The organism is Kordia sp., from assembly GCF_045105435.1.
Taxonomy (GTDB): Bacteria; Bacteroidota; Bacteroidia; order Flavobacteriales; family Flavobacteriaceae; genus Kordia.
This window is the reverse complement of sequence record NZ_JBGCDL010000014.1, coordinates 1-13,796: the sequence shown is the minus strand read 5'-3', so window position 1 is coordinate 13,796 and position 13,796 is coordinate 1. Positions and strand designations below refer to the sequence as shown.

Annotated in this window: 10 protein-coding genes; 5 read left to right on the top strand and 5 right to left on the bottom strand. The window is 33.1% G+C overall.

Annotated features, from left to right (window positions below):
- Nucleotides 1-253 precede the first annotated feature (253 nt).
- The 5 genes from AB8B65_RS00500 to AB8B65_RS00480 all read right to left on the bottom strand — a co-directional run bounded on the left by AB8B65_RS00500 (nt 254) and on the right by AB8B65_RS00480 (nt 7,428).
- Nucleotides 254-1,189, bottom strand: a complete 936-nt coding sequence (locus AB8B65_RS00500) for an NAD-dependent epimerase/dehydratase family protein (protein WP_405298830.1) — start codon at nt 1,187-1,189, stop codon at nt 254-256.
- A 232-nt stretch (nt 1,190-1,421) separates the two neighbouring features.
- A complete protein-coding gene (locus tag AB8B65_RS00495) occupies nt 1,422-2,258 on the bottom strand; it encodes a hypothetical protein (RefSeq protein WP_405298829.1) in 837 nt (278 codons plus the stop codon).
- A 29-nt stretch (nt 2,259-2,287) separates the two neighbouring features.
- Nucleotides 2,288-3,109 carry a hypothetical protein gene (locus tag AB8B65_RS00490; protein ID WP_405298828.1) on the bottom strand — a complete coding sequence of 274 codons (822 nt, stop codon included), beginning with the start codon at nt 3,107-3,109 and terminating at the stop codon, nt 2,288-2,290.
- Nucleotides 3,110-3,282: 173 nt separating this feature from the next.
- Entirely contained in the window at nt 3,283-6,030 is a 2,748-nt protein-coding gene (locus AB8B65_RS00485) for a CHAT domain-containing protein (protein WP_405298827.1), read from the bottom strand.
- Between the two features lie 27 nt (nt 6,031-6,057).
- Nucleotides 6,058-7,428, bottom strand: a complete 1,371-nt coding sequence (locus AB8B65_RS00480) for a S8 family peptidase (protein WP_405298826.1) — start codon at nt 7,426-7,428, stop codon at nt 6,058-6,060.
- Between the two features lie 78 nt (nt 7,429-7,506).
- On the opposite strand from AB8B65_RS00480, the gene AB8B65_RS00475 reads away from it, so the two are divergent.
- The 5 genes from AB8B65_RS00475 (at nt 7,507) to AB8B65_RS00455 (ending at nt 13,509) form a co-directional block, all read left to right on the top strand.
- Complete coding sequence (locus AB8B65_RS00475; RefSeq protein ID WP_405298825.1) at nt 7,507-8,061, top strand: RNA polymerase sigma factor; 555 nt, start codon at nt 7,507-7,509, stop codon at nt 8,059-8,061.
- A complete protein-coding gene (locus tag AB8B65_RS00470; protein ID WP_405298824.1) occupies nt 8,052-8,870 on the top strand; it encodes a tetratricopeptide repeat protein in 819 nt (272 codons plus the stop codon). The genes AB8B65_RS00475 and AB8B65_RS00470 overlap by 10 nt, the downstream gene beginning before the upstream one ends.
- 112 nt (nt 8,871-8,982) lie before the next feature.
- On the top strand, nt 8,983-9,402 hold the full coding sequence (locus tag AB8B65_RS00465) for a hypothetical protein (protein ID WP_405298823.1): 420 nt from the start codon (nt 8,983-8,985) through the stop codon (nt 9,400-9,402).
- A 210-nt stretch (nt 9,403-9,612) separates the two neighbouring features.
- Nucleotides 9,613-10,524 (top strand): hypothetical protein, encoded by a 912-nt coding sequence (locus AB8B65_RS00460; RefSeq protein WP_405298822.1) that lies wholly within the window; start codon nt 9,613-9,615, stop codon nt 10,522-10,524.
- A gap of 9 nt (nt 10,525-10,533) precedes the next feature.
- On the top strand, nt 10,534-13,509 hold the full coding sequence (locus AB8B65_RS00455) for a T9SS type A sorting domain-containing protein (RefSeq protein WP_405298821.1): 2,976 nt from the start codon (nt 10,534-10,536) through the stop codon (nt 13,507-13,509).
- Nucleotides 13,510-13,796 lie beyond the last annotated feature (287 nt).

The window sequence follows — 13,796 nt, the reverse complement described above, 5'->3', positions numbered from 1 at the left end:
TTTTGGTAGTCATTGAAACGTCCTTGCGAGAAGCATAGCGACGTGGCAATCTGTTTCTTTAGTAATAGCCATTTTTTGTTGTGATTTTAGATGCGCTTCGCTGTTAGATCGCTGACACTCTTAGAATTTTAGTATCGGCTTCTCCTCTTTTAAAGCGCTTCTCGATATAAAATTTCTGTAAAATTTCACTCGAAGTGACGTTTGGTTGTTACTGAGGGAATTTATTGTTCATTCAAGTTCAGCTTCAAATTCATTATAAACCTTGAAACCAAACCAATTGTTCAGCTACACCTTCTTCTAAAGTTACAGTCGGATTGTAGTTTAAGAGTTCTCGAGCTTTGTCAATGTTAGCTTTTGTACGCTGTTGATCGCCCGAACGCGGTGGTAATTCTTCAAATTTTATAGTTGTATTGAGTAATTTTTCTACAGCAGCTACACCTTGTTGTGTTGTGTATTCTGCTTCGGTTCCAATGTTGAAAATTTCGCCATTGCACACTTCTTCTTTTCCTATAACACTTACAATTCCTTTTACAATGTCGCTTACATGTGTAAAGCTTCGTAAATGCGATAAGCTGCCTTGAAATAGCGGAAATGTTTTGTTGTTCAATCCACAGTCTAAAAGTTTTGTAAAAAGCTTATCTGGACGTTCTCGCGAACCGTATACAGAATATAAACGTAAGGAACAGCCTTTGAGTTCGTTCAGCCTGGAGCTGCATAAAACCAATTGTTCTGCCGCTAGTTTTGTAACTCCATAATGCGACGCTGGTTGTGGCGCCACCGTTTCTGGAAATGTAGCATTTAAACCATAAATAGAGGAAGTTGCAATATTTATAAAGAGTTTTAAATCATCTTGTTTCAACGCATACGACAATAAGTTTTGAGTGGCTATGACATTGTTAGTCAGGTAATCTTCAAAAGTAGACGTTGCTGCAATACCAGGTTGTGCTGCAAAGTGGAAAATATAGTCAATGGTTTCTGGCAATTGATTTACGGAAGTTACTTCGCGCAAATCGGCTTGTAAAATTTTAATTCCTTTGGCACGTAATACAGCTGCATTTTTATTTTTTAACTCAACTGGATAATAGTTTGAAAAATTATCGATTCCGATAACTTCATGACCTAAATTGTATAAATGTTCTGCGACATGCGAACCAATAAAACCTGCAATTCCCGTAATAAGTATCTTCATTGATATACTTCCTATTTTATTTCACGCATAAAAGTATAAATAATTTATGGAATGCTTTTGTAATTTTTCAATTCTATAATTTTTTCATAAACTTCAAAAGGCTTTCCTGTTACAGAAAGCCTTTTTTGATATGCATAATCAACGCAAAAATTTGATACCCTTTTTCAGTTGGTCTGATAAAAGTATCTATTATACATATTCCCCTTATTTGTGATGGTTGTTCGTTTTTTGATTAGTAAGGATTCCAAAAATTGATGTCATGGCGCGCAGTTGCCATGGTAAATAACAATAAGTCTTTTGAATCGCTTGATAGGTTTGAGTTTTGCACTGAATTTTCTGTTTGAATAGAATATTGAATGTATCCATTTAATGTATTAGAACTTTCTTGTGCTAGAAAGTACATTTCTAATATCTGACGCTCCGTTGATGACATTCTTCCTTCGTTTTCATGTATCCTAACAACTTTTGACATTTTATAGTTATTGTTTTGAAGTAGCGTAATCATATTAGCATAAAACACATTAAATTCGCTCTCTGTCATGGCATTTGTTGAATTAATATACATATTGTTTGAAGCTAAATAATTGTGTGTGTAATTAATCGAATTCGTAAAATTAAAAACTCCATTTGGATATATTTGATTTCTATGCATAATCAATGCTTCTTCTAAAACTTCCGCATGATATCTTCCAGCATAATCTAGTGGATTTGCTGTGTTTATTACATTTGCTATTGAATTTCCTCCATTACCATTTGCTGGACATACATGTCCGCTAGTCGCTTTTTGGGATGCCGCTATTCCTACAGATACAGCCTGTCCTACATCTCCATTTTCCATATAATCTTCTAGTCCTGCTTCAATATCTGGTATATAATCGTTTGGATCAAATGCTTTGCTGTTTGAGGAAGGTATTTTTCCTTCTTGCGATGCTAAAAAGTCATTTGTTATTTTTGAAATTTCTTCAATAGCTTCATTCTCTGCACTAATTTCTTTTGTTATTTCTTCTGAACAACTACTTATTAAAAGTATGAATGTTACGATTGATACTATATTTATATATTTTTTCATAATTCATTAAATTAATTGCTAGTTAGTTTTTATACTCCATAAGGATTCCAATAGTTAAAGTCATGACGTGCTGTTGCCATCGTAAATAATAAAAAGTCTTTTGTACTTTGTGGATAACTTGAATTGAGTACCATTTGCTCAACTTGTATAGAGTACTGAATATAAGAATTAAGAGATGTAGCGCCTTCTTGCATCGTAAAATAAGAATGTAATATTTGACTTTCTAAAGAAGATATTTTTCCTTGAGCTCTCATCTTTAATATCGCTTTTGACAATAAGTTATTTACAGATTGAAGTTCTTGTCGTAATTTATTGTAATACACATTAAATGAACTTGACGTATGACTGTTTGACTGAGTTACATTTTCGCCATACATTACCAATAAATTTCGCGTTACTTCTACTGATCTATCATAATTAAAAACTCCATTAGGCGCAACATAATTATATTGCTGTGTTAATTGATGGTGTAAAATATCTACATGGTATTTTCCTGCATGATCTAATGGATTTCCAGTATTGTCAGCTCCACTACCTGGATTTGGTTGCGCAATTCCACTAGAGGCTAAGCCAGAAGCTGCAATTCCATCTGCATATACACTGTCCATATCACTTGGATCATTGTTATAAGAATCAATTGCTGCTTTAATATCAACTGCCGCAACTGCAGGATCAATAGCTTTAGTATGTATCGTTATTTTATCTTGTACTTTCAAAAAATCGTCTGTCAACTGACGAATATCTTGAAGCGTTGTATCTTCAGTGTTTTCTAGTAGTCGATCGTCTTCACTACATCCAATGACCAAGAATGAAAACATACACGGAATTAAATAATATATTATTTTTTTCATGGTTGTTATTTTGTTAATGACCTCTACTCTTTTAAAAAGGTTTTCGAGTTTCCCTTGATAGATCTATTTATCTATATGGGAAGTTTTGAGAGATTTATTACCCAACAAAAATGAAAAAAGCTAGTCTTTCTTAATAAAAATAGCGTATTGTATTGTTTGTAAACTCTTTATACTTATTTAAAAATTTTCTTTCTGTAATAAAAAAGTATTAAAATTAAGATCATAAGTCCGATCGTAATTGTGGTAACATTCCACCAAGAAGTTTCTACAAGTGCGTTTGTACTTCCGGTAAGGGTAAAAGCTGCCCAATAATACGGTATGTTTTGTTCCATTTCATGCTGCTGCAGATAGTTCTTTTTGGCAAGTTGCAATGCTTTCGACTTCGAGTTTCCTTTTTCTAATTCTGTGTAAAACATTTGTAATATTTCGTTTCCAGCTTTTTCATTGACGTTCCATTGTGAAGCCAATACACTTTGGGTGCCGTTGTAGAAAAACCCTCTGGAAAGATTGATGATTCCTTCGCCCGAAAGATTGATACCATCGTTTGTTTTACACGCATCTAAAATGACCAAATCTGCCTGATTTTCGAGTCCTAAGAGTTCATTAAGTGTCATATTACTATCTTGAAAAGCAATCCAAGGTGTTTGTGTTATACTGTCTAAACCTGCGTGTGTATTGAGGTGAATGATACTGAAATGATTTTGATGCTTTAAAAAGTTTTCTTTTGTGGCTTTTCCTCTTTGGAAGAATAGAGTTGTTGTATCTTTTTTAAAAGCTTCAAAAACTTCGGTAGCTTCTGTGAGTGTTGGCAATTCTTTGTTTTGAAATTCAATTGGTGTGATCGCTAATAACTTTTTTGTGGGCGTATTTTGCTTTTGCTGAATTTGATTAAAGAGTGAAAACGATTGTAAGTATGAAGTTTCTATGGTATTAACCAGATAGCTTTTAGATAGTTTTCCCGTAGTTTGCGTTGGTAATATTTCAAACGGAATATACTGCAATGCTTGATCGGAAATGATGGTTAGTTTTTTGTTTTGCAAACGTTCCAATGCATTGTTGAATGGAAATAATTGCTGAAATACTTGATGTCCGATTGTTTGAAATTCTTTTCGTTCTTTAGTGTCCATACTGCGTTTGGTCATAAAATCTCGTACGGATTGCAATTGCATTTGAAATTTTTCTATCGCTTCAATTTTGAAAAAATCGAGTGTTTTTCCATCATAAAAAATTCCGTATCCATCGGTTTCGTGTAAAATATATTCGACAAAAGCGGTTTCTTGTGTGTTGTATTTTTTTATGACACTTTCTAAAGAAACAATCGCTACTTTTTCTTTTGTTTTTATGTATTTCGGATACATCCGTTGCATGGAATCCATGAAGGTTTTATATTCCGACTTTTTCTGAATGTATTGTTGTTTCAATTCATCATTATCGGATTTCAATTGAAATTGTTCTTGCAATGATGCTACTTCATAGTTTAGTTGATATTCACGTTCTAGTGTTGATTTTGGAATATTTGACACCAATTTTGCTTGAAAGGTTTTTATGTTTTCTTGCAGTAATAGTGCTTTGTTTTTTTCCATGAAGTAGAATGCTTTTTCAGTATCTTGAAGTAAGTAACAAACTTCTACAGCTAGCACATAGGTATTGACTCCTTTTTCTATCCAAAATAATTTAGAAGCGTCTGTATCCACTTTATAGCGAATATAAGATACTAATTGATCAATTAATACAACTGTTTCTTTGGCTTTTTGAAGGTATTCTTTTTCTTTTTTTTGTTCGAAAGCTTGCATATAATGATCAGCTAAATCAATCAAATATGTTAATACATCTTGTTCATAATCCAATGCTTTTATTTCTGATAATGTTGGCAATTGAAATTCCTCATTTGCTTCTTTTTCTAAAACGGAGCAAATTGCTTTTTGAAAGTATGGAATTTTATCTTTTGCAGACATGTTAGGCAAATAATAACCCACATTATCGTAGGCCATTGCACGTTGTTCTCCATCTTTAGATTCTTTTATTACACGATTGTATGTTTTGTATGCAAGTACATTTTTTTCCTGTTTGTAATAAATAAGACCGATGTTACTTAAGACTTTTAATTCCTTGTATAAATCGTCATTTTCTGAATAAAAATCTAAGGCCTTTTTATAATAATTTAAGGCTTTTTCTAACTCTTGAAAGCTATCATATATTATTGCAATACTATTGTGCATAGCCGCCACACTTTTGGGGCTTAATTTTGATGTTGCATCCTTGATTCCGTTTTTTTCAATACTCCTTTTATGAGTTTCTATTTTTTGTAAATCAGCATTACTCTCATCCAAATCGAATGTACTTTGATATTTTCTTGCATACGTTAGTATGATACTAAATCGAAGTAGGTTTTCATATTTTAATTTTTGAGTAGGTTTGTTTAAAAAGCCTGATTCTAAAAAGGATATTGATTTGTGATAATCGCCTTTATTTCTTTCTATTTTACCTAAAATTCGATGTGCTTTATTGGTGAATTCATCGATTCCTTGATCGTTTGTAATTTCTTCCAATACGGCGTATCGCTTTTGTGGTTTTTTCTGTTTATTGTATATAGCAGCTAACTTATACCTACTTTCATTTAAGTTTTCTAAGTTTTTATATTTTCCCCTTATTTTTACTGCATTTTGTATACATAAAAACGCTTTATCATACTTTTTTTCCTCGTAATAAGAATTTCCAAGTGCATGATAAAGCGTTCCTAAACTTTCTGTTTCTACTAATGTGTCTTGCTGTTGAAGGATGGTTTTAAAGCCTTCTTTTTTTACTTTTTTATTTTTTATTTTCTGTACACTATCTATTTTAAATGCAAGCGCATCTTGTGCATTTGAAAAGCATACAAAGCACAAACAGTTTAGCAATAAAAGTACACGAAAGGAAACCATTTTTGTAATAAAAATAGACGTTATTTATTAATCACCTATAGGAATGTATCTATTATATACGGTATTCATATACATGAAACCACCTGTTCCAGGATCTATGATTTCTTCTCCAGTTTCCCGATCGCGCAAGCGAATAAAAAACTCCGTAACTGGAAGTCCAAGCGCTGCTACTCTGTCTACCATTGGCAAATCTGACATGATACCAGAATCCATTATTTCAGCCACTTTTATTACAATTTGCGGTGCTGCGAAAGAGGTTCCTTCTACAGAAGATGCATAAAAAGATATTTCTTCTCCTTTGGCGTAAAAATCGACACCAGTACTTCCATAATTTGAAAAAGCAGAAGCGATTCCTAATGTTTCGTTATACGATCCTACAGAAATAACATTTGGTTGCGGAAATGACGATGGATAATGCAGTATTTCTTCATTATTAGTTCCGTTGTTTCCAGCAGAAGCAACCACAATTACATCACTATACGTTTCTAGTAAGTTTTCAAAAATGGTGTTTCCAAAATCACCAAAAGGATCGTTATACCAACCAAAACTCATGTTGACAACATCAGCAACTTCAAAAGCTCTTAACGTTCCACATATAGAATTGAAGTAACTTATTTTTCCTTGTTTGTTTGCAATTTTCATCGGCATTATTTGATGCTTTATATTTTGAGAGGTTAACGAATTACTAATTTGAAAAGCTATAATACTACCGTGCATGTTAGGGTCATCATCAAACGTGTTCGCATCTTTATTTACAAAATCCCAACCCGACAGCTCTTCTCCTATAGCAGTATCTGCGGCATTGTACAAAAATTGAGTTGCTCCGCCTCCATCATTAAAAACGGTTAAACCTGTTGCCAATCCTGTATCTAAAATAGCAATAGTAATTCCGTTATTTACAGGTTTAATATACGATACATAACTTGTATCTGCTCCTGTTCCTGTTGCCGGATTGTCTACCTCAAAGCCATAAGTAAATTCGTAATCTACATTGTCAACACCATGTGCTTCTCCATCTATTTCATCTTCAATGACTCCTTTTTTTGGTTCTATATTGATGGTTCCGTTAGGAAAAATCCACTTTTCTATGTCTTGATTGTTACATCTACATATTTCATAAATGCCAAAACCTTGCATAAATATTGACAAACTCGGATTGATTCCATGATTCGTTCGAATTGTAGCTTTCATAGTCTCAGGAGTTCCTGGTTTGTATTGAATAATCAATTCATTTTGTGAATACACAGGCATATTGTTCGGGGAAACTCCCTGTGTAGTGTTGGCATTATTGTTTTTTGATACTACAGTACTCTCTGAGTCAATAAAAGTATCATCTGTTGTGCATGAACATGCAAGTAATACGAATACAAATGCAATAAGTTTTTGTATATTTCTCATAAAATTTAATTTTTGCGTTTACATATAGGGGAATAAACACTGAAAACATTACCCAATATTTTTAATCATTTTTAATTTATGAAAGATAGTGAAAGATTTATAAATGCTCTGATAACTGGAAATGAGAAAATTACAAAAGAAATTTACAGCAGCGTATTTCCAAAAATAAAATCCTTTATTCTCAAAAATAGAGGCGATTCACAAGATGCTTCTGATGTTTTCCATGACGGATTGATGTATATTATAGTTACACAAAGAGAAAAAAGAACCGAAATACAATCCTTTGAAGCCTATTTATTTGTGGTCTGTAAAAATATTTGGAAAAAAACTTTGAAAAACAAGGTAATAAAAACTGATACACATACCCTAGTAGACAAAGAGGAAGAATTAAGCACCTTCATTGTTGAACAAGAATTGTTTGATTTTTACATTGATAAGTTTGATTTGCTCTCAGGAAATTGCAAAGAAATTCTAAGTAGTTATTTTAATGGTCTTAGCTATGAGGAAATTCTAACTGAATATGCATACGCATCTATTAATACGGTACGCCAACGTGTTTTTAAGTGTAGAACAAAGCTTATAAAGCTTATAAAAGAAGATAAACTATTTCAAAAATTGAAGAAATGGCAATAGAACTTACGGAACAATTACTAAATCAAATTGATGGTTATTTACGCAATACACTGTCAACAACAGAAAAGGAAGCTTTTGAAAAACGTTTGCGCAGCGAACCCGAATTTAAAGAAGAAGTGCGCCTGCAACAACAACTATTTGACATTCTTGGTAAAAAGGAATGGTATAATATTCAACAACCTGAAAATAAAGAACGGATAACCGAATTAAAGTCTAAAATACGCAGTAAAGAATACCAAGATTTATCTACCAATATTCGCAATGCAGAAGCTGCATATATTAGTGAAGAAACGAAAGTAAAACCGCTACAAAAATACTACAAGTACATTGCTATTGCAGCTGTGCTTATTTTGTTTTTCGGAATTTACACAACACAAATGAATACTGCGTATAGTTCGTATTATGAAACCTATGTAGATTGGTCTGGATTATCTTCATTCGCTGAAAAAGGATCGGAAAAAGATGCATTTACAGAAGGTGAAATTGCTTTTAAACAAGCAAAGTATAAAGAAGCTGCTGATTTCTTTCAAAAAGTAACGCCAACATACGAATTGTATACAAACAGCTTGGTATATCTTGGCGCTTCTTATGATTTATTGAATGAAAACGAAAAAGCAATTGCTACTTTTCAGAAACTAGCTAATGTTACTGATCCATACGAACGTTCCAAAGGAAATTGGTATACCGCCATGCTATATTTAAAGATGGAGAATAAAGAAAAAGCCATGGAAGCATTGCAAAAAAACACAAAAATTACGGAACGTTTCAAATCTGATGAAACAACAGTTTTACTAAACAAATTAGAATAAAAACAGTAATTAACTAACTCTCATATATACACTTACAGTTTTTAAGAAATTTCATATATTAGTGATAGCATTTAAACCACCGATTATAAAAAAAGCAATTCTTTTAATTTGTATGTGCGCAGCAATTGTAAGTTGCTCCACAGACGAAGATGCTACTGAAGAAATCACAGAAGCAAATGAACAAGAAAATTTAATGCTAGGCAACTGGAAACTCATGTATATTTATACGCCGTTTTCTACCAATCAAACTACCGACTATTCTGCTGAAAGTATCAATTATGAATTTTTAGAAGATGGTATTGTTGTCGTTTCTAATGACAATTTAATTCACGATGCAGGAACATACAATTATACGTTTACACTAGAAGAACGAGAAGATATTGATGGAAATGGCAATCCAATTATGACGGAAACACTTGTTGCAACTATTGACAATGGTGCTTTTTCGTATTTGGAACGAACAGATGGATTGATCCGATTAATTATGTCAGAATCAGACGGACAAGATTTATTGTTACAACCTATTGAATAAAAAATTAATACTATTATATAAAAAAAGTGAGCTGAGAAGCTCGCTTTTTTTTATGGTCCAAATTCACAAATAACTATCAAAAAATCAAACATTTACAACTACACACGTATAACATTTGATTCCCTAAATTTATCTTTTTTATTTTTTCTTGGGTAATGAATGTGCTTAATTTTCCCATATAAGTAATTAATCATAAAAAATACTTATACAATGAAAAAGCATTATTTAATTTTACTACTAGGGTTATTCGTTTCAGTTGCAAACGCACAATGGAATAATACATTTCCTTATCCAAGTACAGGAGAAGTCGGAATTGGAACAGGAACAAGCCAAAGTGACGTACACTTTAATTTTCAAGTACACGGAATTACAGATTATATTATTTCTAGTGGTTCTGGGCATTTACCAGCTAGCAGAGCTGCACAAACAAAAAGTACAAGAGGAGGAAGTCTCAATTACGGAAAAACAGCTCGTATCGGATTAACAAACTCTTTAACTGGTTCAAGCAGTACCGATGGAACTGTACTTAGAATGTCTAAATATGATTTCAGCATTACCAATCAAGAGAAAAAGAAATTGGAACTCCGTACAGGAAGTGTTGGATTAACACTAAATGGTGCTCACAAACGAATTTGGATGGGTTCAGATGGCTATTATCTGCCAAACACAAGTCCTGAACAAGCTGCAGTTAATATTGTTTCTACATTTGACAACGGATTATTTATTCGTTCAAACAGTAGTCAAGGTTCTAAATTTGGTTTGAGTGTTCGCATGCGAAATAATGCTCATAATGCACTTCAAGTAGTTAGTACAAATGGTAATAATGTAAATTTTGCAGTTCGTCCAAATGGAGAAGTATATGCAAGAAAGTATACAACAACCTTAAATCCTTTTCCTGATTATGTATTTGAGAACGACTACGATTTAATGCCTTTAGATGAGTTACGAACATTTGTAACTACCAATAAACATTTACCGAACATTCCAACAGCAAAAACAGTTGAAAAAGAAGGTGCCGATTTAGGAGAAATGAATCGTTTACTTGTTGAAAAAGTAGAAGAACTTACCTTGTATGTTTTACAATTGGAAGAAAGATTGAAAAAAGTTGAAACAAAAAAATAAACACACACTATGTTGAAAAAACTATACATATTTAGTGTCTTATTTTTATTGGGTTCAAGCATCGCATTTGCACAATGTGACAATGATGTAAGTACTGATCCTGAAAACCCTACAAATAATGCACTTCCGAAAGATTTAGAACATTTAGATGGAGATGAAAGATATCTCAATGGATTTAACTGGTTTCCGCTTACTGGTGGTGGTGGACTTGAAGATTACGATTTAACGAACATGTTTTGGTCAGGAATTCCATTGCCAGAAATGGACAATATTTGGTCCAACTCTATTCCGCATTACAATTACATTAACAATTCACCAAGACCGCTTCCAAAAAACGGTTGGGAATTGCTGCTCGTCAACATTGGTCGTTTTCCAAATAACGTAGACATTGCCGATAGTAATGAAACGTTTCAAGCCTTGCCATATATTGTTCTTTACAACAAATATTCGGGCGTTATCAGACTTTTTGCCAATTTTGGATTGGATGATGATGCTTCTTCTGGCGCAGATGCTATCGAAGTTGTCATGAGTTTTGTACTGAATGATGATAATTCTGGCGCAACAGGATTGGGAAGATTATATAGCGGAAAAGATCTTCCTTTAGATAAAGAATCAAAAGTAACGGTGATGAAATCATTAGCAAAAGCTACCAATGCACAACGTCAGTGGTTTTCTGCCGATTTTCAAATTGCGTATGATCCATGTACCTGTTATTATCCATCAAAAATACAAATCCATTTTAATGAGATAAGAACCGAAAATATAGAATTACACGGAAGAGCAATTTCTGTAGAAGCTGATGGAGATAATTTAATTAATGACGCTTTACAAATTGATCCGATGAGTTTTTTATCTGGATTTGATTATACAGGAAATGACGAAGAAAAAGGCGGAATCCTAATTTATAAAGGGTTGCAGAAACTAGTAGAAGATTATGAATCTCGTTATGAAAAATACAAAACGGATTTGGCTGCTGCCGGAAAGCAAAATGAAATTGTAGAACATAATTTAGGAGCACTCAAAACACTAAAATATGCGTTAACTGCCATCATTACTTATGGAATTGGCGGAACTGCCATTGATACAGGTCCAATTGAAGCTACAGAATGGTTTACCAAAATGAAAGAAAAATATGGTTCATTCATCAAAAAATCAGGTAAACTTGATATTGATAACTTGTTGAAAATTGCGAAAAAAGTATTGGGTTCTGATGCAAAAACATACATTGAACAAAACTTTGAAAAAGTACCATTACCTAGCGAACCAGACGCAAGTAGATTGCCAAGTGTAACCTTTACGGAAATGAATTTTCAAGGATTAATTTCGGCAACTATTGAAAAAGCTGGTCCTACATTTTACACGCCTGGAACCTACGGAACAGAAGCTACAAAAGTGCTAAATTTAGACACTCCAGAACCTTTGGACAAAAGAGATCCTATTTTAGAAACCATGTATGAATATCCTGTGTATAATGAAGTCTTGGGAACTTTTGCTTTATTAAATTCACCAAAAATGACCATTACCAGACGTTATGCACCCGATACCGCTTTTGAAGACGACTTTTTCATAGTAAACTCTGGTGGCGCATTACAAGATGTATCGTATAAATCGTGGACGACAGAATATCAATTAAAAGTCAACAATACGCTTGCTTATTCGTTAAACAAAGCAGTCGATATTGAGGATTATACTATAAGAGCTGCGATTCGATTTAAAGCAAAAACCGATTATATAGATGTAAACGGACAAGAATTCAACACGTTTATCGATCCGCATTACACCACCAACTTACATGCAAATCCGTATAATAAAAATCATAGAATTGGAGAATATGCAGATATCGATGTATTTGTAAACAAAACCATTGCGTACGACGTAAATACGTATGATCCATGGAGAAGTTATACAGGAACACCTTATACAAACACTGTGGAAGATGGTTGGGGAGCTACTACATCCTTTACTACACATCCGTATACAGACGAAGACGGCGGTGCTGCTTCAACAGACGTTCACTATTTCGAAAACTTTGATGGTTCGTTTCAAACACCATTTATGCCATTGGACGCGCTTGGAGCTTTTAAAGCTGGAATTGGCTTAAAGCAAGAATTTTTCTCTACTGAAGGAGAATATTTAAGCGAAACGACGCAAGGTGTTGGTTTGGAATTTTATGATATTGAATTGATCTTAATCGTAGATATTAAATATGAGACTTTTAATGATAAAGGACAACAAAATACAAGTACACAAATATTAACGTACGATATTAATAATCCTGATTTACCTGTGGAAAATTACACGTATGAATATATTGATCCGACATTACATACAGGTTTAGATATTGGTGTTACTCCTGAAAATGTTGGTTTAGATGATATTGTTTTTGACGGAAGTCCTGTAGAACGTTTTTCACTTATCGACAATGTATATACCTGTCGCGCATGGAATGATATTTACATCAACGGAAATTTGACTGTTGTTGGAGATTATATTGTACATATTGTTGCTGGAAATGAGATCGTTACCAATCCAGAATCGGTAACATCTCCAGAAGTTATATGGCGTATTGAGTCACCTTTTGACACTTCAAACCCAATGCTATTGGCAGATACTACGTTCTTAACAGATTTCTGTAATAGCAAGTACAAAGCAAATCGTAAAGATCCATCTATTGTAGGAAGACAAGCAAATGAAGAAGTTGGCTTACTTACGTTGCCAGAAGAAGAAGCCGTAACTGATGAAATTCGCTTGTATCCAAACCCTGCAAATACAGATGTAAATGTATTTATTGGAAAAGAAAAGCTAAACGGAAAAGTAGCAATTCAAGTATATGACATGGCTGGAAAGAGCTATGAATTAACCACCAATCAGCAAAGTGGTATGTTATATAACATCAACATTGAAAGTCTGGCTTCTGGAATTTACTTTATAAAAGTATACGACGAAAGTACACTCTTAAAAACGTTGAAGTTGGTTAAAAAATAAATATTCCAAACCCAATTTTTTAAAAGCCGAAGCGAGCCAGAAATGGTTCGCTTTTTTTGTTTTTAATTGAAAACAACTTTTCGATTAAAATTAAAAGTATGCCAAAATAACTATATACTACATACTTCATTTTTGTGTCTTACTTTCGTTTTCTTTGCTTTCCCAAAGAAAAGAAACAAAAGAAAGGGAATTTTTCCAGAGGTATTTCTAGTTTTTTCTATGAAAAACTAGAACCATAAATATTTTTCTAAATTTTCTCCAAGGCTTCAAAAATTTTTAACGAAAAA